The 24,447-nt window shown below is 55.6% G+C and carries 29 protein-coding genes; 14 read left to right on the top strand and 15 right to left on the bottom strand.

The features are described 5' to 3' along the window. Positions 1–17: 17 nt before the first annotated feature. Positions 18–869 carry a CDP-alcohol phosphatidyltransferase family protein gene (locus tag ACOSDR_RS03250; protein WP_420724314.1) on the top strand — a complete coding sequence of 284 codons (852 nt, stop codon included), beginning with the start codon at positions 18–20 and terminating at the stop codon, positions 867–869. A gap of 15 nt (positions 870–884) precedes the next feature. Here ACOSDR_RS03250 and ACOSDR_RS03245 read toward each other — a convergent pair whose 3' ends face one another. Beyond that, positions 885–1,238: a hypothetical protein gene (locus ACOSDR_RS03245; RefSeq protein WP_420724315.1), complete on the bottom strand. Its 354-nt coding sequence runs from the start codon at positions 1,236–1,238 to the stop codon at positions 885–887. 4 nt (positions 1,239–1,242) lie between these two features. Next, the gene (locus ACOSDR_RS03240) at positions 1,243–2,418 is read right to left on the bottom strand and encodes a vWA domain-containing protein (RefSeq protein ID WP_420724316.1); all 1,176 of its coding nucleotides are present in this window, start codon (positions 2,416–2,418) and stop codon (positions 1,243–1,245) included. Positions 2,419–2,699: 281 nt separating this feature from the next. Here ACOSDR_RS03240 and ACOSDR_RS03235 point away from each other — a divergent pair, with 281 nt between their 5' ends. After that, on the top strand, positions 2,700–3,806 hold the full coding sequence (locus tag ACOSDR_RS03235) for a DUF2336 domain-containing protein (protein WP_420724317.1): 1,107 nt from the start codon (positions 2,700–2,702) through the stop codon (positions 3,804–3,806). Positions 3,807–3,927: 121 nt separating this feature from the next. Here the strand turns inward: ACOSDR_RS03235 and ACOSDR_RS03230 are convergent, their stop codons facing one another. From ACOSDR_RS03230 to gcvA, 3 genes are all read right to left on the bottom strand, one after another. Next, the gene (locus tag ACOSDR_RS03230) at positions 3,928–4,395 is read right to left on the bottom strand and encodes a bactofilin family protein (RefSeq protein WP_420724318.1); all 468 of its coding nucleotides are present in this window, start codon (positions 4,393–4,395) and stop codon (positions 3,928–3,930) included. Positions 4,396–4,408: 13 nt separating this feature from the next. Then, positions 4,409–6,439, bottom strand: coding sequence for a peptidoglycan DD-metalloendopeptidase family protein (locus ACOSDR_RS03225; RefSeq protein WP_420724319.1), 2,031 nt, complete (start codon positions 6,437–6,439; stop codon positions 4,409–4,411). A 178-nt stretch (positions 6,440–6,617) separates the two neighbouring features. Next, complete coding sequence (gene gcvA / locus ACOSDR_RS03220; RefSeq protein WP_420724320.1) at positions 6,618–7,565, bottom strand: transcriptional regulator GcvA; 948 nt, start codon at positions 7,563–7,565, stop codon at positions 6,618–6,620. 263 nt (positions 7,566–7,828) lie between these two features. Between gcvA and ACOSDR_RS03215 the strand changes: the two genes are divergently transcribed. Both ACOSDR_RS03215 and ACOSDR_RS03210 read left to right on the top strand, forming a co-directional pair. Further along, positions 7,829–8,302 (top strand): GNAT family N-acetyltransferase, encoded by a 474-nt coding sequence (locus ACOSDR_RS03215; RefSeq protein ID WP_420730348.1) that lies wholly within the window; start codon positions 7,829–7,831, stop codon positions 8,300–8,302. 10 nt (positions 8,303–8,312) lie between these two features. Continuing rightward, positions 8,313–9,005 (top strand): DUF1045 domain-containing protein, encoded by a 693-nt coding sequence (locus ACOSDR_RS03210; RefSeq protein ID WP_420730347.1) that lies wholly within the window; start codon positions 8,313–8,315, stop codon positions 9,003–9,005. On the opposite strand, the gene phnN is transcribed toward ACOSDR_RS03210, so the two are convergent. Genes phnN through phnG form a run of 8 tightly spaced genes read right to left on the bottom strand, consistent with a single transcriptional unit; the run spans position 8,997 to position 15,391 of the window. Then, positions 8,997–9,554, bottom strand: coding sequence for a phosphonate metabolism protein/1,5-bisphosphokinase (PRPP-forming) PhnN (gene phnN, locus ACOSDR_RS03205; protein ID WP_420730346.1), 558 nt, complete (start codon positions 9,552–9,554; stop codon positions 8,997–8,999). The genes ACOSDR_RS03210 and phnN overlap by 9 nt on opposite strands. Before the next feature lie 3 nt (positions 9,555–9,557). Continuing rightward, the gene (locus ACOSDR_RS03200) at positions 9,558–10,763 is read right to left on the bottom strand and encodes an alpha-D-ribose 1-methylphosphonate 5-triphosphate diphosphatase (protein ID WP_420730345.1); all 1,206 of its coding nucleotides are present in this window, start codon (positions 10,761–10,763) and stop codon (positions 9,558–9,560) included. 21 nt (positions 10,764–10,784) lie between these two features. Beyond that, positions 10,785–11,483, bottom strand: a complete 699-nt coding sequence (gene phnL, locus ACOSDR_RS03195) for a phosphonate C-P lyase system protein PhnL (RefSeq protein WP_420730344.1) — start codon at positions 11,481–11,483, stop codon at positions 10,785–10,787. A gap of 18 nt (positions 11,484–11,501) precedes the next feature. Continuing rightward, entirely contained in the window at positions 11,502–12,293 is a 792-nt protein-coding gene (gene phnK, locus ACOSDR_RS03190) for a phosphonate C-P lyase system protein PhnK (protein ID WP_420724326.1), read from the bottom strand. Then, positions 12,290–13,174, bottom strand: a complete 885-nt coding sequence (locus tag ACOSDR_RS03185) for an alpha-D-ribose 1-methylphosphonate 5-phosphate C-P-lyase PhnJ (protein ID WP_420724327.1) — start codon at positions 13,172–13,174, stop codon at positions 12,290–12,292. Before ACOSDR_RS03185 ends, phnK begins: the two co-directional genes overlap by 4 nt. Then, entirely contained in the window at positions 13,171–14,274 is a 1,104-nt protein-coding gene (locus ACOSDR_RS03180; protein WP_420724328.1) for a carbon-phosphorus lyase complex subunit PhnI, read from the bottom strand. Before ACOSDR_RS03180 ends, ACOSDR_RS03185 begins: the two co-directional genes overlap by 4 nt. 4 nt (positions 14,275–14,278) lie before the next feature. Then, a complete protein-coding gene (gene phnH, locus ACOSDR_RS03175; RefSeq protein WP_420724329.1) occupies positions 14,279–14,881 on the bottom strand; it encodes a phosphonate C-P lyase system protein PhnH in 603 nt (200 codons plus the stop codon). Positions 14,882–14,884: 3 nt separating this feature from the next. Then, positions 14,885–15,391 carry a phosphonate C-P lyase system protein PhnG gene (gene phnG / locus ACOSDR_RS03170; protein WP_420730343.1) on the bottom strand — a complete coding sequence of 169 codons (507 nt, stop codon included), beginning with the start codon at positions 15,389–15,391 and terminating at the stop codon, positions 14,885–14,887. Positions 15,392–15,582: 191 nt separating this feature from the next. On the opposite strand from phnG, the gene phnF reads away from it, so the two are divergent. From phnF to ACOSDR_RS03145, 5 genes are all read left to right on the top strand, one after another. Continuing rightward, positions 15,583–16,338 carry a phosphonate metabolism transcriptional regulator PhnF gene (phnF, locus tag ACOSDR_RS03165; protein WP_420724331.1) on the top strand — a complete coding sequence of 252 codons (756 nt, stop codon included), beginning with the start codon at positions 15,583–15,585 and terminating at the stop codon, positions 16,336–16,338. Positions 16,339–16,404: 66 nt separating this feature from the next. Continuing rightward, on the top strand, positions 16,405–16,959 hold the full coding sequence (locus ACOSDR_RS03160; protein WP_420730341.1) for a hypothetical protein: 555 nt from the start codon (positions 16,405–16,407) through the stop codon (positions 16,957–16,959). 73 nt (positions 16,960–17,032) lie between these two features. Then, positions 17,033–17,884 carry an AAA family ATPase gene (locus tag ACOSDR_RS03155; RefSeq protein ID WP_420724333.1) on the top strand — a complete coding sequence of 284 codons (852 nt, stop codon included), beginning with the start codon at positions 17,033–17,035 and terminating at the stop codon, positions 17,882–17,884. 173 nt (positions 17,885–18,057) lie between these two features. Then, the gene (locus ACOSDR_RS03150; protein ID WP_420724334.1) at positions 18,058–18,261 is read left to right on the top strand and encodes a hypothetical protein; all 204 of its coding nucleotides are present in this window, start codon (positions 18,058–18,060) and stop codon (positions 18,259–18,261) included. Between the two features lie 26 nt (positions 18,262–18,287). Beyond that, positions 18,288–19,049 (top strand): SDR family oxidoreductase, encoded by a 762-nt coding sequence (locus tag ACOSDR_RS03145; protein WP_420724335.1) that lies wholly within the window; start codon positions 18,288–18,290, stop codon positions 19,047–19,049. On the opposite strand, the gene ruvX is transcribed toward ACOSDR_RS03145, so the two are convergent. After that, a complete protein-coding gene (ruvX, locus tag ACOSDR_RS03140; protein ID WP_420724336.1) occupies positions 19,044–19,511 on the bottom strand; it encodes a Holliday junction resolvase RuvX in 468 nt (155 codons plus the stop codon). The two genes, ACOSDR_RS03145 and ruvX, sit on opposite strands and share 6 nt — an antisense overlap. A 116-nt stretch (positions 19,512–19,627) precedes the next feature. Between ruvX and gatC the strand changes: the two genes are divergently transcribed. Together gatC and gatA are read left to right on the top strand one after the other, a co-directional pair. Beyond that, a complete protein-coding gene (gene gatC, locus ACOSDR_RS03135; protein ID WP_420724337.1) occupies positions 19,628–19,915 on the top strand; it encodes an Asp-tRNA(Asn)/Glu-tRNA(Gln) amidotransferase subunit GatC in 288 nt (95 codons plus the stop codon). 12 nt (positions 19,916–19,927) lie between these two features. Next, positions 19,928–21,403: an Asp-tRNA(Asn)/Glu-tRNA(Gln) amidotransferase subunit GatA gene (gatA, locus tag ACOSDR_RS03130; RefSeq protein ID WP_420730340.1), complete on the top strand. Its 1,476-nt coding sequence runs from the start codon at positions 19,928–19,930 to the stop codon at positions 21,401–21,403. Positions 21,404–21,431: 28 nt separating this feature from the next. Here gatA and ACOSDR_RS03125 read toward each other — a convergent pair whose 3' ends face one another. Continuing rightward, positions 21,432–22,724: an MFS transporter gene (locus ACOSDR_RS03125; RefSeq protein WP_420730339.1), complete on the bottom strand. Its 1,293-nt coding sequence runs from the start codon at positions 22,722–22,724 to the stop codon at positions 21,432–21,434. A 167-nt stretch (positions 22,725–22,891) separates the two neighbouring features. On the opposite strand from ACOSDR_RS03125, the gene ACOSDR_RS03120 reads away from it, so the two are divergent. The 3 genes from ACOSDR_RS03120 to ACOSDR_RS03110 are packed head-to-tail and all read left to right on the top strand — an operon-like array spanning position 22,892 to position 24,425. Beyond that, complete coding sequence (locus tag ACOSDR_RS03120; RefSeq protein ID WP_420730338.1) at positions 22,892–23,314, top strand: hypothetical protein; 423 nt, start codon at positions 22,892–22,894, stop codon at positions 23,312–23,314. Between the two features lie 15 nt (positions 23,315–23,329). Further along, positions 23,330–23,848, top strand: a complete 519-nt coding sequence (locus ACOSDR_RS03115; protein WP_420724341.1) for a hypothetical protein — start codon at positions 23,330–23,332, stop codon at positions 23,846–23,848. After that, complete coding sequence (locus ACOSDR_RS03110; RefSeq protein ID WP_420730337.1) at positions 23,835–24,425, top strand: SCO family protein; 591 nt, start codon at positions 23,835–23,837, stop codon at positions 24,423–24,425. The genes ACOSDR_RS03115 and ACOSDR_RS03110 overlap by 14 nt, the downstream gene beginning before the upstream one ends. The last annotated feature ends 22 nt before the right edge of the window (positions 24,426–24,447 follow it).

Here is a 24,447-nt window from a genome sequence, read left to right as displayed (position 1 = left end):
ACTAAAGAGGCTTATTCATGTTAAGGAAACGCCCGTCCGATAAGGATCGCCCGGCCCGGTTCAAGGGCACAACGGTAGCGCGCATGATTCCCAACATGATTACGGTGGCGTCGACTTGTGCCGGCCTAACGGGCATCCGATATGCACTGGAGGCACGATGGGAATTTGCCGTCGCCGCCATTCTGGTTGCCGCCCTGCTGGATGCCCTGGATGGGCGCATGGCGCGGTTGTTGCGCGCCACCAGTGACTTTGGCGCCCAGTTGGATTCTTTGAGCGACTTCGTTGCTTTTGGCGTTTCGCCCGCCTTGATCGTCTGGCTGTGGGGCCTGTCAGAACTGGGCGGTATTGGATGGGGCATTGCCTTGTTCTATGCGGTCTGTGGCGGATTGCGATTGGCGCGCTTCAACAGCCGGTTGGATAAATTGCCCCCCTATGCTTTCAACTATTTTCAGGGGGTTCCCGCCCCGGCGGGGGCAGCGATTGCTCTGTTGCCGTTGGCGATTGGCTTCACGCTGGGTGACCCCAGCACCATTCCGGCCTGGGCCGCCGGCATTTGGATGGTCTGTGCGGCCCTGTTGATGGTCAGCGAAGTCCCGACCTATTCTTTCAAGAAATTCAAACTGGCCCCCAAATTTGTCCTGCCCTTCATGGTATTGATCGGTTTGCTGATTGCAGGTCTTGCCAGTGCCCCCTGGGAGGTTCTCAGCCTGGTCGGCCTTGCCTATCTGGCCACGATCCCTCTATCACTTGCCAGTTATCGACGCCTAAAAAGCGAAGCAGAGCGCCTGCAGGCCGATGCCCCGGTTAACCAGACAGACTCCGCATCTGATCAGAATGGTGCTGCCATTCACCCGCTGAGGAAATCCTAAACCACAACCGTCCTATCACTTGAGACAGCGATAGGTGACGCGGTTTTTTTTGTTGATGGGACAATCATTGAAAAATGTGTCGTGGTCCCAGACCTCAACCCGCCGCGTTTCATCCGGGCAAGCCTCCAGCGCCAGTTCCGCCAATGCTTCCCGTGTTGTGTTGCTGGCGGAATAGCACAGGGCGACACGCGGGTCCTTGGATAAAGGTGTCGCCAATGTCCCGGTTGTCGTTGGCGGTTCCGCACAGGCCGACAGCACACCCGCGCACAGCGCGACGGCGATCAGCAGCTTACCGGGGGCAATTGTCACGATCATTTTCATATCGCGGTTATGGCATGATTTTTCCAAACGAACCAAGTCTGTTTTCATCAAATCAAACCAAAGCCCTCATAGCGTCATCCAGACCTTGCACCGTCATTGGAAACATCCGACCTTCGATCTGCTGCTGAATCAATTTGATGGACTGGTGATAGCCCCAGCGCGCCTGTGGTTGCGGGTTGATCCAAACAGACCGGTCAAAATGATCCAGAATGCGCTGCATCCACACCTGACCTGCCTCCTCGTTCCAATGTTCAACACTGCCACCTGGATAGACGATCTCATAGGGTGACATGGTCGCATCCCCTACGAAGACGACCTTATAGTCCTTTGGATAGGTGCGCAGGAACTCCCAAGTCGAGATCCGACTGCGATGGCGATTGCGCATATCAGAAAATAGATATTCATATGTATAGTTATGAAAATACAGCGATATCAGATGCTTAAATTCCGTTCCCATGGCATCGAACAGCTTTTTGCTGTCCAGGATATGATCATCCATGCTGCCCCCCACGTCATACAGGGCGATGATCTTCACCGCATTACGTTTTTCGCGCTGCCATTGAATATCAACATAGCCGCCATTGTCAGCCGTGCGGCGAATGGTGCCATCCATATCCAATTCCATGCCCGACCCCGTGCGGGCAAAGCGCCGCAACCGGCGCAAAGCCACTTTCATATTGCGATTGGATAGGGGTTCATTAGTGTCCAGGTTTCTGAACTCGCGCTTATCCCATACCTTCACCGCCTTGCGATGGCGGCTCTCATCCTGACCAATTCTGACACCTTCGGGATTATAACCATAAGCGCCAAACGGGCTGGTGCCCGCCGTGCCGATCCATTTGCTGCCGCCCTGATGACGTTTCTTCTGTTCCTCCAGGCGTTGCTTCAGGGTTTCCATCAAATTGTCAAAGCCCCCCAGGGCCTCAACCATCGCCTTTTCCTCGTCGGTCAGGTGCTTTTCTGCCAGTTTCATCAGCCATTCGGTAGGAAGCGCCATGGCTTCGGGACCACCTTCTGATAAGACACCCTGAAAGACCTCTGAAAAGACACGGTCGAACCGATCCAGATAGCGTTCGTCCTTCACCAGGGCCGCGCGCGCAAAATAGTAAAACTGCTCTGTCTCACGCCCACAAATATCCTGAGACAGCCCTTCTAGAACGCTGAGATACTCCCGCAGGCTAACCGGCACACCAGCAGATTTAAGCTTGTAGAATAGCGTGGGAAACATGGACTGCCTCTATGATGTTACACAGGAATACTAACGGTCAAAAGGACATGATCCAAGGATCAAAAGCATTTATGAAAAAATCCAAATAATCGAAACGCTTCAGAATATTTCAAATGAAGCACGAAATAATCAGACTTGCTCCCAGAATCACATTATCTTATTCTCATATGTGGTCTTAAGAAGAAATAAATCTGGACCTTTTAGCGATTGGATATGCGCTTGGATTCGGGATTTTTTCAAATGCATCCAGGTGAAAAGCTATCCAATATTAGGAACGCGGGATGAGAAACATTCCGGTGGAAAATCTGGTGGATGTCGCACGCAGTGGGCGGCGGGAAGATCGTTCTGCTCTGGCGGAAGCGATTGGTGAATTGTGCCTTAAGACCGGGCGCAACCTGTCCAACAAAGAAAAGGCGCTGGCTTATGACATCATATCGGCCCTGATACGAGACGTTGAATCGCAGGTCCGGGCCGCGCTGTCGCATCAGTTGGCAGACCAGAAAGACGCGCCGCATTCCCTGATCGTGACATTGGCAAATGACATTATAGAAGTCGCCCGCCCCGTCATTATGCGCAGTGTTGTTTTGCAGGATAATGACCTGATCGATATGATCGTCAGCAAGGCGGAATCCCATCAGGTAGCCGTGGCGCAACGGGAAAGCCTGCCGCAAAATGTTACTGAATCCCTGGTCCGGACAGAAAATTCTTCGGTGATCGCCGCCGCGCTTTCCAACACAGGGGCGCAATTTTCCGAACGTGTACTTGAAGATGTTGTCGGTCTGTCGCGCGAACATGAAGGGCTGCAAGGTCTATTGATTCAGCGCCAGGAACTATCGACCGCCCAGGCCCGGAAGATGTACGAATTCGTCGGGCAGGCCATGCGCAAAGGCTTAGAAGAGAAAATCGTCGCCAGCGGCAGCGATGTCGAAATGGACATAGAACAGGTTGTTGATCAGGCAATCGCCGAAGCCCTGGAACAGGAAGATTTTCTATCGCATCTGGATCAACCCGATGGGCATAATGAAACGGCGGGATCCGGCCTGCGACCGCATCCCCGGCAATTGGTGGGCGCGCTACAGCAGAATGACCTGTTCCGGTTTGAGGAACTGTTTCAGGAGCTGACCGACCTGACCGAACAAGGCGCCACACGTGTCCTGTATGATTCCGGTCCGGAAGCGATCGCCATTGCCTGCAAGGCCTGTGGTTTTGATCGACGAAATTTTGGGGATCTGCTGGCTCTGTTGCAGGGTGGTGGGGAGCCTGACAAGTTCCGTCAAACATCTGCCTATACAAAGATCATCGATTATTTTGAACGCATCGATGCTTCAGGGGCGGGGCGTGTTCTGGCCGCATGGCGTCGCGCACCCGATGACAGCTGGGTTCGCTGACGGCGCCAGGGTCAGCCAAAATTAAATGACGCCAGAACATCATGTTATCACACAGGGTGCCCTTACCACATTTTTCAGATAATACGACATTGCCAACGGGTCTGTTTGCGCAGGCGTTGCTTTAAGAAAGCGCTGTTACCGTTGCAGTAGTCGATGCCGGCTCTGAGCCTGATTTTTCAGGCTGATGCGTCACCAGATTCGGGGAATTCCCTGGCGCATCTGGCGCATCTGCGACCATCCGCTTGCACAACCCCTGAAGGAACGCCCCGGCGTCAATAGACAGGCTTTTGTGATGGATGTCCCCTATCACCTTTGCCGTCGATGTCAGGATGACTGTGCCGCCCCGGACCTCCCCATTCACGGTGCCAGAAATCTTGATCGTATCACCACAAATGGAGCCGTTTATTGTCGCGCCCTGCCCGATCGTGACCGTGCGGGTCCGTAAATCACCATCGATGCGGCCATCAATCTGAGCATCGCCTTCGGTTTCCAGATCACCCACAATCCGCATATCTGCGGCCACAATAGAGGGCGGCCCAGGACGCTGCGGCTTTCCGGTGTTTGCTGTGTGAGAGGGTTGCTTTGACATAGTACTGTTACGCTTAGATTTTGTGAACATGACGCCCTGCTTCAATAAAGCCGACCGGGTCCATGGCTGCGCCGTCAACGCGAATTTCATAATGGACATGCGGTCCCGTGCTACGCCCCGTGCTGCCCAGTGTACCGATTACGGTGCGATGTTCCAAGACCTCACCCACCTTGACCTTAATGCGCCGCAAATGCGCATAGACGGTTTTGATGCCACAGCCGTGGTCGACTTCAACCATATAGCCATATCCGGCATTGCGCCCTGCGAAAATCACCTTGCCTGGCGCAGAGACATGAACCGGAATACCGGCCCATCCGCCAATATCAATGCCACTGTGCATCGCAAGTTTTCCATTAATCGGATCTTTCCGCTGACCAAAGGGCGATGTCAGTTGGTAGTTATCGACCGGAGAGATCAAAGGCACACAACGCATCAGGTCATTCAAGGCTGACATACGCGCCAGGCGACTTTGCAGGATATCAACATCCGCTGCCAATTCTGCACCTGGGTTACCAATCGCCTCCCCAGCGTCGGCGCTGGCCACCTGAACACCATGATCCGGCAGCGCCCCATTCGTCTCAGGGATAATTTCCAACGGCCCACCCGTCCCGGCCTCGAAACCCGCACTGCGCAACAGCCGATCAACATCCAAACCGGCCATTTCCAACACGGCCTCATTGCGCGAAATGCCAAGCTCTGCCTCGTCCGTCAGGCGAGAGATCAGAACGGCCTGGTTCTGCTGCACACTGGTCACTTCATCCAACAATTCACGGGTCAGTGAAACCTTTTGCTCCGGAGCATTCAGCGAATCCAAACGGGCGGGAGAATCGCCCGCAACCTGCGCCAGCCCGACGACGACCTCACCAATCGCGGTTTCCATATCCACCGCATTATTGCGCGCCGTGCGCAGTTCCGCTGACAAATCCCCGATCTGGGATTCAAGTGCCTGTAATGCACTGACATCCCCCGCATCTTTGGGTCCGGTATAGGTGTCATTGGTCAGTTCCGCCAACCGCGCGACAACCACTTCCAGGCGGTGGCGGGTCTTATCCGTTGCGGCCTGATGCAGGTTCAATTCCGCCTCTACAACTGAAAGATCCGATGTCAACGCCTCCCGCTCCCCAGCCATGGCAACACGTTCGGTTTCCAGTTCCTTCAAACTCTCAGTTAAATTCGCGACATTGTTTGTCAGGCGCTCGCCTCGGGCCTCTGCCGCCGACAGCCCTGATTGCAGGGTTTCAACCTGTTGCGCCAAACGGGCGCGAATGTCATCCAGCCCTTCAACGCGGGATCGTTCCTCCGACAAGGCAGCCGTTGTGATTTGAAGCCGGGTCTCCAGCGTATCAATCTTACCATTTGCCTGAATCAATGAATGATCCAGCGCCGCCACCTTATCGCGCAATACCTCGCCCGTATCGGTCAGGGATACGATTTTCTGTCGTTCCCTGGTCAGAACATCATCGCGCTCGGATACGGTTTGCTCCAGACTGGCGACGGCATTCTGGCTGCCCTTCAGCGCATCTTCCAATTCTGCAATCCGGGCATGCAGTGCATCCCGGCTTTGGATAATACGATCCCGATCCGCCTGTGTCAGATCCAGGTCACGATTGATCTGATCGAATGCGCTTTCAATACCAGTCGTGACACTTGCCAGTTCCTGCAATTCGACGGCCCCCTGAGGCGCCGCGCTGTTATTCTGGCTCAAGATACCCTGCGCCAGACCCGCAATCTGGCTCTGATAATTCTGCAAGTCACCACGCAATTGCTCATAGGCAACACGGGCCTCCAGAATTTCCATCTGCTTTTTATCCAGATGTCGGTTCTGCAGCCAGACAAAACCATTGGCACCGGCAAGCCACAGAAATGTGCCACAAACCGCTGCCGTCATAACCATCTGGGGAACGGGCCTCAGCCGCAAATAGCGGACTTGCCCTTCAGACCGCAAAAGCAGTTCACGCTCCCGAAAAAGCCGCGCCAGCTTCGCTTTAATAGATTTGCCTGTTCCCGAACCTGTCTGGCCCGCCCGTGTCTGGAAATCCGTCATACCTGCCCATTACTGAATACCAGTGACTCAGATTGTGGCGCATCTGCCGGTTCTTGGCTCAGCGATGCGCCGTCAATCGACTCAGTGCGTTGATGGCTTTTAAGTCCCCTAACACCCTTCTGGGCCATCAATACATACCCGATGAAAGCGCGTCATGCGAGTCTAGATTTAACCACGTTCAATCAAGCCCGGCTCCTTCGGCCGATGTCTTCAGACAAGCCTGTAACCAATCCTTGAATTTCAGGATACGCGGTTCGTTCCGACGCTCTTTCGGACATACGAAATACCAGGGTGCGCGGCTTTCGACGGAAAATTCAAAGGGCTTTACCAGGCGACCACGATCCAGATCATCCGCCACAAAAGCCTGGGTCGCCAGGGACACGCCCTCGCCAGCGGCGGCTTCTTCTAAGGCCAGAAGGTAACTGTCGAAGCGCGATCCTTTCGGGGATGGGCTAAGGTCGGATATACCCGCTGCATTCAACCAATCAGGCCAGTCATTTTTTGCCGGATAGACTTCCAGCAATCGGTGATGACGCAAATCTTCAGGCCGCTTCAAGGGCGGGCCGGATTCCAACAGGCTGGGCGCGCAAACCGGAAACAGCTTTGCCTTTCCCAGGGATGTATAGTCCAGGTCTGCGTGTTTTGTCTCAACGAACAAGATTGCCGCATCCACCTCTCCGCGCGCAAAATCCCAATCGGTATAAGATGTCGCCAGGGCTATTTGAACATCGGGATGTTCCTTCGAAAACGCATGAAGGCGCGGCAGCAGCCACTTCACGGCCAGGGTGACATAAACCTGTATCGTCAACGGGCCGGAACTGTGCTGACGGCGCAGCATTTCCGTCCCAGCAATGATGTTATCAAACGCCTCCCGCAGGATGGGAAACAGGATTCGTCCTTCTTCCGTCAGATGCACAGCACGCCCCCCGCGCGAAAACAGGGGAACGGATAAATGATCCTCCAATGCCTTGACCTGATGACTGATGGCGGAATGCGTCACATTCAATTCATCCGCAGCCATCCGAAAGCTGCTATGGCGGGCCGCCGCCTCGAACGCCCGCAAGGCGCTTAAAGATGGCAGACGCCGATGACGGCTGATTGGCGTGTTTGTGTTAGTTTCTGTCACCTTGTGCATCCCCGAAAACATAACGGATCAAGGAAATCCCTGACTGTCAGAGAGTCCTATCAATGAATTCAATTTACCGATATTTGAAATGAAACCCATTGTCGAGCCACAGAATGACCACACGACTGTATGTGAATTTAATTCCTGCTCAACACCGATGTAAGCACCGACTGGATTGGTCGAGAAATTCAAGAGATCATATAGGGCGCGATGCGCAAATTGAACAGTTTGACCTTATTACAAAGTCTTCCTAAAACACTCCCATGAGCAAAACAGACACCCTTCCCCTGCGCGATGCGACCGAACAGGATGGTCCCGCGCTTCAGTCGCTGTATTCCGCCTTTTACGCGGAAGAAGGCATTGTGCTGGACCCAGATCGCCAATGGCAAAACCTGCTGGCCATGATCCGGGCGCCTGGATCCAAAATGCTGGTGGCAGTCGCCCCCGATGGCAGCCTTGTCGGGCTTGTAACCGCTACAATTACCTGGGGCGTGGAATTTGGCGCCTGCGCAGAGGTGGAAGATCTTTTCGTGCTGCCTGCCCATCGTGGGAAAGGTCTGGCAAAGCACCTGATGCGAACGGTCATTGATTTCTGTCAGGATCAAGGGGCAGAAATGGTCAGTGTGGTTGTAACCCCCGATGGATTGGAACAAAATCTAAAGAAATTCTACACGACGTTGGACTTTGTTGAGAGTGATCGGACCGTTTTCTATAAGTCCCTAAAAAGAACTGGCTAGGATCCACCCTATGGGCTTCAAGCGCTATGCCGTCTATTTTGGGCCAAGGCCGAATGAACCTTTACATGATTTTGGGAAATTCTGGTTTGGGATCGATCCCGAAACCGGCGCGTCCCTGCCAACCAGTCCTTTGCCCGGACATTCCGAGGATATGCATTCAGCGATCATCAAGGCACCCAGGCACTATGCCCTACACGGAACATTGAAGCCGCCTTTTGTCTTAGCTGATGGCACAGAGTATGACGCCCTGAAAGAGGCGGTATCAGACCTTGCCGCAACACTAAGTCCAGTAACGCTGTCGCCCTTATATCTGAAAGATTTAAACGGGTTCCTGGCCCTGTGTCCCACGGAACCATCGGCTTCTTTGCGCGCTTTGGCAGGACGCTGTGTCACAGAACTGGACGCCTTTCGACGCCCCGCATCGGAAGGTGAAATTGAAAAGCGACGCGCTGCCGGACTGACGCCCAATCAGGACTCAAACCTGCTGCGCTGGGGCTATCCCTATGTGCTGGATGACTTCCGCTTCCACATCACCCTAACCAGCCGGTTACAAGACAAGGAGAGACAGACAGTCGCTGCGACTTTGTCCCCCAGAGTGAGCCCAATACTGACAGCGCCTACTGTGTTACAGGATTTGTGCCTTTATGGGGAACCGGAAGACGGCAGCCCGTTCCGCATCGTTGCGCGCATCCCCTTAGGGTGACGCCCGCTGATTCAAGGCGGCGATGAATGCTGCTTCTGCGTCCGCTAAAGACCCATTATTCTGGATGGTGACGACATCGGGGCCATGGGGGAACAGCGGGGGCGCCCGACGCAATCTGGCTTCTATATCAGCCGCAGACTCTCTGCCGCGCACACTCAGCCGCTGTGCCAGAATGTCAGGGCTGGCGGTGACAACCAGAATCAGGCGGTTGGGAAATCGCGTGCGGATATCATCGATAACACTGCGCGACAGATTAACGAGGACAGAGCGGCCCAGAGCCAGAGTCTCTTCGATATCAATCGGGATCCCATAAGACAAACCGTGCGCTTGCCAATGCAGGGTAAACCCTCCAGCGGCGGCTCTGGCCTGAAACTCAGCTTCAGAAAGGGCTTCATGGGCCTCTCCGCCTGCATCTTGGGATCGGGTAATCGCCCGTGTGACGAAGCGGACCGGGCCATGCTCCCCGAAATGGCGACGGGCGGCATCAATCAGGCTGTCCTTGCCAGCGCCACTGGGGCCGACCACGCCAATAAAACGCCCCCGCGTCATGGGTCAGGAAACCCGAATGCCGTCGCGCCAGACCCCGCGCAGGATAGGATGGTGCGGATGGTCATGAACCCGCACCACGTCCCCTTTCAACCCCACCGCAATTTCTCCACGATCCGTCAGTTTGGCGGCCCGCGCAGGATTGCGAGTCACTGTCGCCACAGCCGCTGGCAAGTCCATAGTGTCGGCCTGATCGACAAGCAGGAAGGCAGAATGGACCAGGCTGGCCGGGACATAATCGCTGGAGACAATATCCAGAAGTCCCAGTCTGGCCAATTCAATCGCAGCCACATTCCCCGAATGCGACCCGCCACGCACCAGATTCGGCGCGCCCATCAGAACGGCCAGGCCCGCCGCATGGGATGCTTCCGCCGCTGCGACTGTGGTGGGAAATTCCGCAATCGTCATGCGGTCGGATACGGCCTCGGCGACATGGTCTACGGTCGCGTCGTCATGGCTGGCCAGGGCATGCCCGTGCTGATGGGCCAAATCGACGGCATAGCGACGGTTTTTTTCGCCATACAGGCCCTGTTCCACCCGGCGCTCATCCATATAGACCTTCATCTGTTCGTCGTTGAAGCCTTTTTTGTGTTTGTAGTACTGGACATATTTGCTCTCATCGACAAATTGGCGCTGTCCGGGTGTGTGGTCCATGATCGACACAAGTCCGGTCAAGGGGCGATTGATCAATGGCTGTAGTAAATTTTCCAGATCCGGGAAGCATATTTCACAGCGCAGATGCACCAGATGGCGCGCCTTGAACAGGCCGTCCCTTTCGCCCGTCTCCAGCGCATCACAAATATCCTGCAACGCCTTCAGGCGAATATCGCCTTCGTCAAAGGCCCCAACTGAAACGCTGTCATAAACCGTCGTGATGCCCGCAGATATGATTTGCGTGTCATGGGCGATAGAGGCCGCAACAGACGGCCAGACCGCACCAGGGCGGGGCATGATGTGCTTTTCGATATTATCGGTATGAAGCTCGATCATGCCAGGCATCAGATAATCACCCGCACAATCAATGACCTGCGCACCCGGCAGGGACGGAACCGCGTCTCCTTCTTCAATGGCCGTGATCAGACCATCTGTCACGGTCACACGCCCGGCCCCCATCACGCGATCGGCCAGAATTACCCGCGCATTGGCAAAAATGGTTGTCCCGATTGCATCCTGTAGATTGGCGTTCCTGGTGGTGCTTCGAATATCGTTCATGTCCCATTCCATATCTTTTGTTCAGGCGGATACCTTGAAATCGCCAATCGAGAATTCCCGATCACAGATCGCCGCCCGTGTATCGGCATCATGAAAGATGCCAACCAAAGCCCGTCCTGCCGCTTTTGACGATCTGATCAAATCCAGTACCGCCTCGCGATTGGCCTGATCCAGCGATGCGGTTGGTTCATCCAGCAGCATTACCGGATAATCTGCAACAAATCCCCGTGCAATATTCACACGCTGTTGTTCCCCGCCGGAAAATGTCGCGGGGGCAAGGTGCCACAGGGATTCCGGCAAATTGACCCGGGTCAGCATCACGGCGGCCTGATCCCGAGCCGTTGCGCCATCAACGCCGCGCATTATCAATGGTTCTGCAACGACATTCAGCGTCGAAACCCGGGGCACGACCCGCAGAAACTGGCTGATATAGCCCAATGTCCAGCGCCGCACCTGCAAGATGTCGCGTGCATTGGCTTTTGCGATATCGACCCAGCCCCCCTTATGCAAAACCTCTACCTGTCCCCCCTGGCACAGATAATTGCCATAGATCATGCGCATCAGTGTGGATTTCCCCATGCCCGATGGGCCTGCCAGGGCAACACATTCCCCGGCACGGGCCTGCATGGTCAATCCCTTGAAAACCGGCAATGTGATCCCATCCTGATTGTGCAGAGTGAAGGATTTTTCAACATTGGTCAGGCGCAGTAAATCAGTCATAAAAGCTCCCTCCCCGTCTCATGGATGCAAGACAGAGGATACAAGTAGCTGGGTATAGGCATCTTGCGGATCATCCAGGACCTGATCGGTTAGTCCCGTTTCAACGATCAGGCCACGCCGCATCACCACCAGTCGATGGGACAGCAACCGGGCCACGGCCAGATCATGGGTGACGATGATCGCACTGAGCCCCATTTCCGAGACCAGCCCCCGCAACAGATCCAGCAATCGGGCCTGAACTGAAACATCCAGCCCCCCTGTCGGCTCATCCATGAAGACCAGACGCGGACCGGTCACAAGATTTCGTGCGATCTGCAATCGTTGCTGCATTCCGCCAGAGAATGTGTCCGGGCGGTCATCGATGCGGCTGACATCCACTTCGGTCTTTTCCAGCCAATCCAGTGCCTGTTCGCGAATATTGCCATAGTGGCGGGCACCGCCTGCCATCAGCCGTTCGCCCACATTGCCGCCAGCGCTGACTGTCATGCGCAATCCGTCCCGCGCATGTTGATGCACAAAGGCCCAGTCGGTGCGCATCAACATACGGCGTTGAGGCTCTGATACAGTATGCACATTCAATGCGGAGCCGAGGCGATCTGTATACAGAATCTCCCCTGAATCCGGCGTCAGTCGGCCGGCCAGACAATTCAACAGCGTTGTCTTACCCGACCCGGATTCTCCGACGATGCCGATCACTTCCCCTGGATACAGATCAAAGCTGATATCAGAACAGCCAAGATGCGGCCCATATGTCTTGGTAACGGATTGGACCGATAGTAAAGGCGTTTGGGCGTTTTCGGTCTCAGTCATTCTGCGGCCTCCTGCCCTGGGCCTTGATAGCCCTGCTGCTGACGTGTCGAACAATGATCGGTATCAGAACAAACGAACATCCGCGTGCCCTGATCATCCATGATCACCTCATCCAAGAAGCTGTTGGTTTCCCCACATAAAGAGCACGGTTCATCCCAGGCCTGAATTTCAAAAGGGTGATCCTCAAAATCCAGACTGACCACATCGGTATAGGGCGGCACGGCATAGATCCGCTTTTCCCGACCCGCGCCGAACAATTGCAGGGCGGCACAGCGATTCATTTTCGGATTATCAAATTTCGGCGTCGGCGATGGGTCCATGATATAGCGATCATTCACCTTCACCGGATAGGCATAGGTCGTCGCGATATGACCGTGGCGCGCAATATCCTCATACAGTTTCACATGCATCAGGCCGTATTCTTCCAGCGCATGCATTTTACGGGTCTCGGTCTCACGCGGTTCCAGAAAACGCAGCGGTTCCGGGATCGGCACCTGATAGACCAAAATCTGCCCTTCATGCAGCGGCATTTCGGGGATGCGGTGACGGGTTTGGATCAGGGTCGCATCCTCGGTCTTTTCTGTCGTCGCGACTCCGGCGACACGCTGAAAGAATTTACGGATAGAAACCGCATTGGTCGTGTCATCGGCCCCCTGGTCGATCACCTTCAAAACATCGTCAGGTTCCAGAATTGAGGCCGTGACCTGGATACCGCCCGTGCCCCAACCATAGGGCATGGGCATTTCACGCCCGGCAAAAGGAACCTGATAACCCGGCACGGCAACCGCCTTCAGCAAGGCGCGGCGGATCATCCGCTTGGTCTGTTCATCCAGATAGGCGAAATTGTATTCCAGCTCATCGTCTTGTGTTTCCGTACTCATTCTGCGGCCTCCTTTGCTTCGAAGGCTGTACCCTCTTCCACGTGTTTGCGCATTTTCCGCACCAGATTTAGCTCCGACTGGAAGTCCACATAGTGGGGTAACTTCAAATGCTCCACGAAGCCCGTTGCCTGAACGTTGTCACAATGGGACAGGACGAATTCCTCATCTTGGGAAGGCGCTGTGCGTTCCTCTCCCAGTTCCCCTGCCCGCAGTGATCGGTCCACCAGCGCCATGGCCATGGCCTTGCGCTCCCCATGTCCCAGCGCGACGCCATAACCCCGCGTGAATTGCGGCGGCGCAGTCTTGGAGCCCTTGAACTGGTTAATCATGTTGCATTCGGTCATTTCCATCTCGCCGATCTGGATGGGAAATCCCAGCTCTTCTGGCTGAAATTCAACCGCTACCCGCCCGACACGAATTTCACCGGCAAAAGGATGGTTCTTGGCATAGCCACGTTGGGTGGAATACCCCAAGGCCAGCAGGAACCCTTCATCCCCCCGCGCCAGGCTTTGCAATCGGGTCGATCGATCCATCGGGTATTCGACCGGGGTACGGGTAATATCCCCAGGCTGTGCCTGATCCTTGGATGCTTCAGGTGTCTCCACCAGCCCTTCGCCTGCCAGCAGGTCCAGCACGTGCCGCGCCTGAGGCATCGCTTCATCCATGGAAATCGCTTCCTCTGCACTGCCGCCATCTGCCGCCAGTTTGAAGTCAATCAGCCGATGCGTGTAATCGAAGGTCGGGCCCAGAATTTGACCGCCCGGCACATCCTTGAATGCAGCAGAGATACGGCGATCAATTTTCATTGCGCCAGTTTCGACCGGCAAACTATTGCCGAAACGAGCCAATGTCGTGCGATAGGCACGCACCAGAAAAATCGCTTCAATCATATCTCCGCGCGCCTGCTTCAGCGCTAGGGCCGCCAGATCTGGATCATAAACGGACCCTTCGGTCATCACACGCCCCACGGCCAGCTTCATCTGTTCGCGGATCTGATCCACCGTTAAGTCCGGGGTGGACGTCTTCCCGCGCCGATCTTCGGCCAGCAAGCGATGGGCATTATCAATCGCGCGCTCACCGCCTTTTACAGCAACATACATGGGTCTAAGCCTCCAATCGGGTTAGGCGTGTGCTGCGGGGGATCGCGGCAAGACTGTCTGGTCCCGCGAAAATGGTATCCACCCCCAATGGAAACAGCATCGCATTGCGCTCAAGGGCGTCCCAGGCGTCCGCGGTCATTCCACCAGGTGCAAAATCACACGTTGTTTCAATGCCTGGCCCGGCCAAACGCGCGCCCCCGACCACATCGAATCCGGGCACCAATGCTATGGCTGTCGCAGACCGGTCTGGGTATTCATCCGTGCCAATCGCTAAATCCAGCATGACTTGCGGCAGATCCGCGACCGGGAAAAAAGCGAACTGTGCCTTTGCAATATCCGCATCAAAGGGGGCACCGGTATGGAAGCTGAAATGTCCAATGATACGGTCATTGCGCAGATCTGGCGCCAACCAATAGGGCGTATCTGGATCCATCAGGCTTAAGGCAATGCAGACCGCCGCCCCATTCAAGGGGGCAGGAACCGGGGCCTTCACAGGCAGTAATTTCAATTCACCCGGCCGGGCCATCGCATCCAGAATGGTGCGAAAACTGACTGCAGCATCGCGAACCGGATCTGCAAAGCCGGGGGCCAAATCGGTAAGGGTCATCGTTTAATCCTCCCCTCGCACAAGGGTGAAAAAATCAACCTTCGTCGCCGCAACCTTTTTAGCGCGCGCCATATCCCGCGCCGCCTGTTCGGCCTTTAACGGCTCTATGATTGAATTCATGATTTCCAGTCGACGCTCCGGCTGTTGCAGCATCGCGTCCAACAGGGCACAGCAGCGCGCCTTTTTCTTGTCACGGCCCGCCTGATAAGCATGCCCGACTGTCCCATCAGACAATTTCACACTGCAGCGTGTCACCGTCATTTCGCCCATGTTAAAGGCTCCACCGGCCCCACCGATTCGGCCCTGGGTCATGATCAACCCGCTTTCCGGCTTCCGAAGAAATTCATAATCCGGTTTTTCAGGTACCGCTTCGAACAAGTCTGACAAACGGGCGGAAGGGGCCATGGACAAGACCCCTATCCAGGCTTGCCGGGCGCGCTGGTCATCAGACAAAGGCGCCCGCCAGGACCGATCATCCTCTATATCTGGGTTGGAATTTTCATTCCTCACAAACCGCCTCCTGTTAAGACAAAGATGCCACGACACTCAACAAACCAGTCAAAGGTCTAGACAGTCGTCAATTTTTCGTATAGACGTCTAGACAAATATAAGATGCCTAAGCTTAGACCCAATTGCAAGATCGAAGCATGGCATTGATGATGAAATTCTTGTGACGGGTGGCATAACCAAAGGGGCAAGTCGTGTATCTTTCTGATGGAGAACCAATTTGGCGACAGATTGCCGGCTCATTAGAGGCCGAAATCGACCAGGGCGTCTATGAGCCGGGGGACCGTCTTCCCACAGAAGCCGACCTGTCGCGTCGTTTTGCTGTCAATCGCCACACCGTTCGCCGCGCAATGAGTTACCTTCAGGAAATTGGCAAGGTCCGAATTGAACAAGGGCGCGGCACATTTGTCCAAAGTGACCTGATCGAATATCCCATTGGGGAGCGTACCCGCTTCACCCAAAACATCACCAGTGGCAACCGCATGCCCAGCAAGACACTGCTGCGGACCGAACAGGTCCGTGCCGACGCGGTCATTGCCCGAAATCTGGATCTGCGGAAGGGTGCCCCCGTCGTGCTGTTGGAAGCGGTCAGTGAAGTTGATGGTCGCCCGATCAGTGTTGCCACTCATTACTTCCCCGCAAAACGATTTGCGGGAATGATTGCAGCCTTTCGTGACACTTTATCGATCACCGCCGCCCTGGATGCCTGTGGCGTGCACGATTACAAAAGGTTTTCCACACGCATCACCGCCACAATGCCAACGCGCCAACTGGCGATTCATTTACAGCAGCCTCCAACACGCCCCGTCCTGCAGACAGAAAGCATCAATGTGGATCTGGACGGGCGCGCAATTGAGTACGGCCTGTCCTATTATGCAAGTGACCGCACGCAATTGATTGTAGAAAGCGAACCCCTGCGAGAGCACTCGGCCATTAAAAAGCCCAGCTGATCCGCGCGCCATTGGCATAACGCTTGCATAAATACCCTCAATGCAAACCGATTGAGGATTTGGGTTATGCTGGAAGCCGCAGCGTTTAGCCTTTTCAGTGCTGGAGCCTCCCTATTAACGGGAACAGAAAAGCGTCCGGAAAAAGAGGACGTTGCCGATTCTAACGCAAACTCTTTTATCGCCAACCTCTTCAATTCAAATGACAAAGAGGTAAAATCAACCAGCCTGTCCTTTGCCGACATTGCAAAAATGTTCGATGTCACCGGCATATCCCCAACCGAGATTGACCAACTGGCAGGCGCGTTGAAAGACAGCGGTGCTGCCAGTGATCAGGATATCCTGCAGTTACAGACCAAGGGCTCAGAGTTCCTGTCAAATCTGCCGGGCAATTATTACTCTGGCGGAAAACTTGACGAGAAGACCGACCTGCTCGGATTCATGCAATCGGCCCTGTCACAGGCTCAGGCGGCTGGAGAGCCAACAGAATCCCTGGCGTCCCAGGTTTCCCTACTCTCCAATCTGGCAGCAGCAAATTCCGCAGGAACCGCGCAAATCAATGCAGGGTTTTCCTCAAATCTGGCTTCTGGAACATTGCGGACTTTGATCGCGCTTCAAGGCTAGAGTCTTGATTGCGCAAGGGGGGCACACTAGGGTCAGTGACCATCCGTAACCCTTGCCCTCAGGATTATCCTCAATGCGCTTTACCAGCACGTCCAGCTATGTCGCCTCCGAAGATCTTGCCGTCGCCGTGAATGCCGCTGTCACACTGCAACGCCCCTTGCTGGTCAAGGGAGAGCCTGGTACCGGAAAGACGCAATTGGCGCGGGAAATCGCAACCGCCCTGGACCGCCCCTTTATCGAATGGCATGTGAAATCCACCACCAAGGCGCAGCAGGGTCTGTATGAATATGATGCCGTCAGTCGCCTGCGCGACAGCCAGTTGGGCGATGAGCGGGTGCATGACATCCGCAACTACATCATCAAAGGAAAACTGTGGGAGGCGTTCACGACTGATCCGGCCCCTGTCCTGTTGATTGACGAGGTGGACAAGGCCGATATCGAATTCCCCAATGATCTGTTGCTGGAACTGGACCGCATGGAATTCCATGTCTATGAGACAAAGGAAGTGATCCGGGCGGAAAAGCGCCCCATCGTGATCATCACGTCGAATAATGAGAAAGAATTGCCCGACGCCTTCCTGCGACGCTGTTTCTTCCATTTCATCCGCTTCCCTGACCCTGAGACCATGGAACAGATCGTTCAGGTTCACTTTCCCGATATCAAGAAGCGGCTGTTGAGCGAGGCCCTGGCCCTGTTCTTCCAGGTGCGCGAGGTTCAAGGCCTGAAAAAGCGCCCCTCAACCTCTGAATTGCTGGATTGGATCAAGCTGCTGATGGTGGAAGATATCTCCCCCGAAACATTGCGTGAAACAGACCCCAGCAAGGCCATCCCCCCGCTGCATGGCGCGTTGCTTAAGAATGAACAGGACGTACATCTGTTTGAGCGTCTGGCCTTCCTGTCCCGCCGGGAAGGATCAAGAGGCTAAGGATTTGGGCTGGTTGTCAAAGCGAGTTTGATCAGGCCAAAGAACGTTTCGGGCCCACTGAATTCCCACCCGATATGGGTTCCGCATTCAACACACAGCGCAACCCGCCATGCGAGTCCCGGAAACCAGGAAAATTGTGTGCTGGGCCGGCCCAACATACCCGCGCCTGGTGCGTGAATAAAACACTGTACCGTGAAGACGTGGCCTGCCGGATTGAAGACCGTGTGTTGATGTGCGCCGCGCCTATGAATGGCGAAACATTGCCGCGTCACTGTGGCATGGCATTTCGCACAGAAAAGACGATCATCGCCCTGCCCTTCCTGCACTTCATTCTTGTCGCTTTGTTCCGTGTCCAGCATGGTGCGCAAACAGTGTGAGTCCCCACCCTATGAGGCAAGCAAAAATGAGCAGATTTAACGGACAACGCGCCATCGTGACCGCCGCTGGGGGCGGCATCGCACGGACCATCGCGGAACAATTACATCGCGAGGGCGCTGCGGTCTTTGCTGGCGATGTTGATATCAAGGGCCTGTCCAGTCTGCCCGATGGGATATCCTATCAACGCTGTGACGTTTCAAACCGCATAGAAGTTGATGCGTTCTTTGATGCCGCCCTAGCCCATCTGGGCGGTGTGGATATCCTGATCAATGCAGCGGGAATAAAGGGACCAACCGGCGTCATTGAAGATACCGATCCCTCCGCCTGGGCTGCCTGCATCGATGTCAATCTGACCGGTGCCTATCATTGCCTCAGGCGGGTATTGGGCCCAATGAAGGCGCAGGGCTCCGGCTCCATCATCAATTTCTCCTCAACAGGCGGCCTGTATGGCTATCCGGAACGCAGCCCCTATTGTGCGGCGAAATGGGCAATTATCGGCCTGACCAAAACGGCAGCTGCAGAGGCTGGCCCGTCCGGTGTGCGGGTCAATGCCCTGTGCCCCGGCTCCGTCGAAGGCGACCGCATGGACAGGGTAATTGCGGACGAAGCCTTAACGACCGGAAAAAGTGTTGAGCAGATCCGTGCGGATTATGTGAAAGATACCAGCATGCGCTGTTTCGTGACCGCAGAAGACATATCCGAAATGGCGCTGTTCCTGTGCTCCAAGGCCGGTGCACGGGTTTCCGGCCAGGCCATCAGCGTGGACGGCCATACCAGCATGCTATAAGGGCCGCAGCCGCCTTGCATCCAGGGCACCCTGAAGGATGAAGCTGGCTGCCATTTTGTCGACCACCTGACCGCGCCGGGCGCGGGTCATATCGGCCTGTTCGATCAGCACACGTTCCACCGCGCTGGTCGACAGACGCTCGTCCCAGAAGGCGATGGGCATGTCCCATTTCGCGACGGAAATCAGATTGCGGGCGAATTGGCGTGACGACTGACAGCGCTTGCCTTCCGTTCCATCCATATTGACCGGCAGGCCGATGACCAGGCCGCCAATACGGCGATCCGCCACGATTTCAGCCAGCCGCGCGACATCCTGCGTGAACTTTGCGCGCCGGATGGTTTCCAGGGGCGACGCAATGCTGCCGGCGGGATCCCCAATGGCGATCCCGATGGTTTTTTCCCCCAGATCAAGGCCTAAAAGGCTGACCCCGGCGGGCAGGTCATAGACGGTTTCTAAGATCATGACTGTGCATAGGGCGTGATCAGCCTTTGGGCAAGCCTGACGACTTGCCGCGCTGGAAGGCGGGTGATAGTTTCCGCGCACAAATTCATCCCGATATTCAACGCAGAGAGCCGCACATGGCCATTGATACCAAAACCGTCGCCCGCGTTGCCCATCTGGCGCGCATCGCATTGCCAGAAGACCGTCAGAACTCGCTGGCGGCAGAACTGGATACGATCGTCGCCTGGGTCGAGCAATTGTCCGAAGTGGATACGGACGGCGTGCAACCCATGTCATCGGCCGTTGAGATGACCGCTCAATGGCGGGAGGATAAAGTGACAGATGGTGGCTATCCGGAAAAGATTGTCGCCAATGCACCAGACCCGGTCGGTGATTTCTTCTCCGTCCCCAAAGTTGTTGAATAGGAGCTGGGGGCGATGAGCGACCTTCTGGATTTAAGCCTGGCAGATGCCCGAGACGGCCTGCGTAAGAAAGCATTCACCGCTGTTGAACTGACAGAGGCCTATCTGGCCGCCATGGATAAGACCAGGGTGCTGAATGCCTATATCACCGAAACACCGGACCAGGCCCGCGCCATGGCCGCAGACAGCGACAAGCGATTGGCTGCAGGCACGGCGGGGCCATTGGAAGGCATCCCCTTGGGTGTGAAGGATCTGTATTGTACCGAAGGGGTGCTGACGACAGCCGCCTCTCACATTCTAGACGGGTTCAAGCCGCCCTATGAATCGACGGTCAGCGGCAAGCTGTGGTCGGCAGGTGCAGTGCTGTTGGGTAAGACCAATCTGGATGAATTTGCCATGGGGTCGTCCAACACGACCAGTTTCTATGGGCCCGTCCGTAATCCCTGGCAGGATAAGACCGATCCGGACAAGGCCCTGGTGCCCGGCGGGTCGTCCGGCGGGTCGGCGGCGGTTGTTGCCGCACGCTCCGCCCTGGCCAGCATTGGTACAGATACCGGCGGATCGATCCGCCAGCCTGCGGCCCTAACCGGTACTGTGGGCCTGAAACCGACTTATGGCCGGTGCAGCCGGTGGGGTGTCGTCGCCTTCGCCAGTTCCCTGGATCAGGCTGGGCCCTTCACACGAACGGTTCGCGATGGCGCGATTATGCTGGGTGCGATGGCCGGACATGACGCGAAGGATTCAACCAGCGCCAATATCGCTGTCCCTGATTTCGAAGCTGCCCTGAAACGGGGCGTCAAAGGGCTGCGCATCGGCATTCCACAGGAATACCGCCTGAAAAGCCTGGCCGATGAAATCGATGATCTGTGGCAACGCGGCATTGATTGGCTGCGGGCGGCCGGTGCGGAAATTGTGGATATCTCCCTGCCCCATACGAAATATGCGCTGCCCGCCTATTACATCATCGCCCCGGCGGAGGCCTCATCCAATCTGGCGCGGTATGACGGCGTACGGTATGGCCTGCGCAGCGAGGGCAAGACCCTGGATGAGATGTACGCGAACACCCGTCGCGATGGCTTTGGCAATGAAGTACAGCGCCGGGTTCTGATTGGTACCTATGTGCTGTCCGCCGGGTATTACGATGCGTATTACCTGAAAGCGCAGAAGGTGCGTACGCGCATTGCAGAAGACTTCCGCAATGCCTGGTCTCAATGCGACGTCATGCTGACGCCTGCAACACCGTCTGCCGCCTTTGGCATAGATGACAAGCAGGATGACCCGATCCAGATGTATCTGAACGATGTCTTTACAGTGACGGTCAATCTGGCGGGGCTGCCAGGAATTGCCGTCCCTGCCGGATTGGACCACAAGGGCCTGCCGCTGGGCCTGCAATTGATCGGCAAACCGTTTGATGAGGAAACCCTGCTACAGACGGCCCAGGCCCTGGAAGACGCCGCACAGTTTTCCGCCGTCGCAGGATTGCGCGCGTAACGAAAGCATCACGCGGACGCGTGATGCTTTACCGGGGCACCTGCTGGTCTATTTCTTCTGCGATAGCCGGGGCGGCTAAATCCGGGGCATAGGCGGCCTGGGCAGCACGGGGTTCATAGGCTTCCTGATCCTCCTCCGGCACCGGCTCTTTGCGCATAATGCGATAGGCGACAAACAGCCCATAGCTACAGGCGATCACCACTGCCACATACATATAGGCCGTAACGCCCAAAAAACTGGTCAGAACTGTTGTCGCGCCAGGCAGGATAAAGGCCGATGCCGACCAGGCGAACAGCATCGTCATGGACAGTGAAACATAATATTGCGGCTCTGCCCGGTCATTGGCATGGGCAGTAGCGACAGCATAAATCGTCTCCGTCGCCCCGGCCCAGATCCCAAACAAGGCAATCATCAGCCATAGGTTCATTCCTTCCAGCCGCGTACAGATCAATGCAAAAACCACGATGATCACACAGGCAATGATCAGAACGATCCGGCGATCCATTCGGTCCGACAGGGCACCCAACGGCATCTGCACCGCAATCATGCCAAACTGCATCAGGAAAACCAGCAGCCCGATATCAGACTGGGAATACCCTGTTTCCTGGGCATAAATTGGGGCGAAGCCTTGCACCATCATGGTCAATCCACCAACAGCGAGCAACCCAACCAGACCCACAGGGGATATGCGCCACACCGCGCGCAGTGCGACCTTAACGGCCTCTGGCGGTGGCGGGGTGGGTAAATTGGTCAACCCCACCGGCAAAATAGCCAAAGTCCCAAACAGCACCGCGATCATCGGGCCAATCGGTGTTTCAAGGTCAATCCACGCGATCAGATACCCACCAAGTCCGATGCACAGCACATAAGACATATAGAAAATTGCCATAACGCGGCCGCGCCACTCATTGGGGCAGGAATCATTCATCCAGCTTTGCGCGATGATGAACAGGCCCGTCACAGCAAATCCATAGGCAAACCGCGCCCCGATCCACAGGATTGGATCAAGGGTCATGCCGATCAATAGATGGGTCAGCAACATGACCGACGCCAATGTCATGAAGGCCCGCGCATGCCCTACCCGCTTCACAAGGCGCCCAACGGCCAGACATCCCAGGAATCCCCCTGCCGCCATACCTGTCAGTATCCATCCCGCCATCGAGGGGGGATAGCCCAATCCTCCCAACCGGGTCGGCACATAGGCGAATATCAGACCATTCCCAACCGCCACCAATGCCATGGACAAAATCAAGCCCGCAACGGCAAAGGGCGGTGGGGTAATGACGCGCTGTGACGCCGACAGTCGGGATGTTTGGGTCATAAGGCCTCAACGAAAAAAAACGGTCATCCTCTTTCGGACGATCTGGCCCTGGGGTCAATCCGTTCCATGCGGTCACCTTGTGATAAACCGACTGTGATTTGTGCGGATCAAGAACCCGGCCCTATTCTAACGGCGGTTCAACACACCAAGAGATAAGGTAAGGTTTGATGAAGAAACTGACATTTGCACTGTGTTTCGCCCTATCCAGCTTCGCCCTATCCTCAACCCACGCAGCCGAAGGGCAGCGCGTCACCCTGACAGGGGAATTGATTGATACCTGGTGCTACACGTCTGAAATCATGTATGCGCTGGGCACCGCCCATCACAAATGCGCTGTGTGGTGTGCCGTGGGCGGCATCCCCGTCAGCATTCGCACCGACGATGATCAGGTTTATGTGATCCTGAAGGTGGAAGAAGATGACACCAGCGTCGCCAATCCCCGGCTGGTGCAGATTCAAACCCATCAGGTCACCGTGAACGGCGACTTATATGCCCGTGACGGTGTGAATTACCTGATTGTCGATCAGGTCGCCGATGATCATGGCATCGTCCATGTAAATCATGAAGATTTTGGCATTCAGCCGTTCTGAGGAGGAGAATAAGTGATGATGAAGCGGTTCCTTCCTTTCCTGATGCTCAGCCTTACAGGCTTTTCCACCCCCATTCAGGCCGCCGATTCGTGGGGCATTAATGGTGAGGAAAAGGCCCGCATTCAAGTCACCGTGGTAGACCTGTTATGTGAACTGACAGGAAACTGCGCCGACAATTGCGGCGACGGCACACGTCAACTTGGCCTGTTGCAGGATGATGGAACCCTGCTGCTGCCAGCCAAGAATAATGATATTTTTGCAGGCGCAACGGCGGATTTGATCCCCTTCTGTGGCAAGAAGATCGAAGCAGACGGCCTACTGATCAAAAAAGATCAGATCACCATGTTCGCGCTGCAGTTCAAACGGGAATTGCCTGATGGAAAATGGAGCCGCGCCAATTGGTTCACCAAAGACTGGGCCGAACGCAATGGTCAGGATGCGGATCGCTGGTTTGAAAAAGATCCAACGATTAAGGCCGAATTAGAAAGAACCGGTATTCTGGGTCTGCCGGGCGTACCTTATGTCCCGCAATAAGGCCTTTCTGATAGCAGTTCTGATCTTTATCGGGATTGGAACGGCCCGGGCAGATACCGTGTTTCCCCCCAATCTGTTTGGCGGTCCCTTCAGTCTGACAGACGAAAGGGGAAACACGGTCACGAATGCGGATTTTCGCGGTCAATTCATGCTGATCTATTTCGGCTATACATTTTGCCCGGATATCTGTCCCGGCGATTTATCCAGACTGGCAACGGCGTTGGACAGCATGCCACCAGAAAATGCTGATCGGGTGCAGCCGATCTTCATCACCGTGGACCCGGAACGCGACACACCGGACATTACGGGCCCTTATGCCGCCGCCTTTCATCCAAGATTTCTGGGCCTGTCGGGCGCCCCGGACGCTGTGAAGCAGGCAGTTATCGCCTATCGCGTCCATCGGGCAAAGGTTTTCCCGGAAGGGGCCGCGCCCGATGATTATCTTGTCAGCCATTCGCCAAATGCCTATCTGATGGGGCCGGATGGTGGGTTCCTGACCCTGTTCCCCCACGACAGCGATCCTTCAGCGATCGCAGCCGCCATCACGGCTTATGTGCAGGATGCCAGTGGCAGCTAGAGCAAACTCAAATCATTCATGG

The organism is Hwanghaeella sp. 1Z406 (assembly GCF_048892425.1).
Lineage (GTDB): Bacteria > Pseudomonadota > Alphaproteobacteria > UBA8366 > Aestuariispiraceae > Pacificispira.
The sequence above is the reverse complement of the archived record's forward strand: the minus strand, read 5'-3'. Positions and strand labels throughout refer to the sequence as shown.

Coding starts and splice junctions, on each gene's coding strand:
- ACOSDR_RS03250 (WP_420724314.1), top strand. CDS start 18: ATGTTAAGGAAACGCCCGTCCGATAAGGATCGCCCGGCCCGGTTCAAG.
- ACOSDR_RS03245 (WP_420724315.1), bottom strand. CDS start 1,238: ATGAAAACAGACTTGGTTCGTTTGGAAAAATCATGCCATAACCGCGAT.
- ACOSDR_RS03240 (WP_420724316.1), bottom strand. CDS start 2,418: ATGTTTCCCACGCTATTCTACAAGCTTAAATCTGCTGGTGTGCCGGTT.
- ACOSDR_RS03235 (WP_420724317.1), top strand. CDS start 2,700: ATGAGAAACATTCCGGTGGAAAATCTGGTGGATGTCGCACGCAGTGGG.
- ACOSDR_RS03230 (WP_420724318.1), bottom strand. CDS start 4,395: ATGTCAAAGCAACCCTCTCACACAGCAAACACCGGAAAGCCGCAGCGT.
- ACOSDR_RS03225 (WP_420724319.1), bottom strand. CDS start 6,439: ATGACGGATTTCCAGACACGGGCGGGCCAGACAGGTTCGGGAACAGGC.
- ACOSDR_RS03215 (WP_420730348.1), top strand. CDS start 7,829: ATGAGCAAAACAGACACCCTTCCCCTGCGCGATGCGACCGAACAGGAT.
- ACOSDR_RS03210 (WP_420730347.1), top strand. CDS start 8,313: ATGGGCTTCAAGCGCTATGCCGTCTATTTTGGGCCAAGGCCGAATGAA.
- phnN (WP_420730346.1), bottom strand. CDS start 9,554: ATGACGCGGGGGCGTTTTATTGGCGTGGTCGGCCCCAGTGGCGCTGGC.
- ACOSDR_RS03200 (WP_420730345.1), bottom strand. CDS start 10,763: ATGAACGATATTCGAAGCACCACCAGGAACGCCAATCTACAGGATGCA.
- phnL (WP_420730344.1), bottom strand. CDS start 11,483: ATGACTGATTTACTGCGCCTGACCAATGTTGAAAAATCCTTCACTCTG.
- phnK (WP_420724326.1), bottom strand. CDS start 12,293: ATGACTGAGACCGAAAACGCCCAAACGCCTTTACTATCGGTCCAATCC.
- ACOSDR_RS03185 (WP_420724327.1), bottom strand. CDS start 13,174: ATGAGTACGGAAACACAAGACGATGAGCTGGAATACAATTTCGCCTAT.
- ACOSDR_RS03180 (WP_420724328.1), bottom strand. CDS start 14,274: ATGTATGTTGCTGTAAAAGGCGGTGAGCGCGCGATTGATAATGCCCAT.
- phnH (WP_420724329.1), bottom strand. CDS start 14,881: ATGACCCTTACCGATTTGGCCCCCGGCTTTGCAGATCCGGTTCGCGAT.
- ACOSDR_RS03160 (WP_420730341.1), top strand. CDS start 16,405: ATGCTGGAAGCCGCAGCGTTTAGCCTTTTCAGTGCTGGAGCCTCCCTA.
- ACOSDR_RS03155 (WP_420724333.1), top strand. CDS start 17,033: ATGCGCTTTACCAGCACGTCCAGCTATGTCGCCTCCGAAGATCTTGCC.
- ACOSDR_RS03145 (WP_420724335.1), top strand. CDS start 18,288: ATGAGCAGATTTAACGGACAACGCGCCATCGTGACCGCCGCTGGGGGC.
- ruvX (WP_420724336.1), bottom strand. CDS start 19,511: ATGATCTTAGAAACCGTCTATGACCTGCCCGCCGGGGTCAGCCTTTTA.
- gatC (WP_420724337.1), top strand. CDS start 19,628: ATGGCCATTGATACCAAAACCGTCGCCCGCGTTGCCCATCTGGCGCGC.
- gatA (WP_420730340.1), top strand. CDS start 19,928: ATGAGCGACCTTCTGGATTTAAGCCTGGCAGATGCCCGAGACGGCCTG.
- ACOSDR_RS03125 (WP_420730339.1), bottom strand. CDS start 22,724: ATGACCCAAACATCCCGACTGTCGGCGTCACAGCGCGTCATTACCCCA.
- ACOSDR_RS03120 (WP_420730338.1), top strand. CDS start 22,892: ATGAAGAAACTGACATTTGCACTGTGTTTCGCCCTATCCAGCTTCGCC.
- ACOSDR_RS03115 (WP_420724341.1), top strand. CDS start 23,330: ATGATGAAGCGGTTCCTTCCTTTCCTGATGCTCAGCCTTACAGGCTTT.
- ACOSDR_RS03110 (WP_420730337.1), top strand. CDS start 23,835: ATGTCCCGCAATAAGGCCTTTCTGATAGCAGTTCTGATCTTTATCGGG.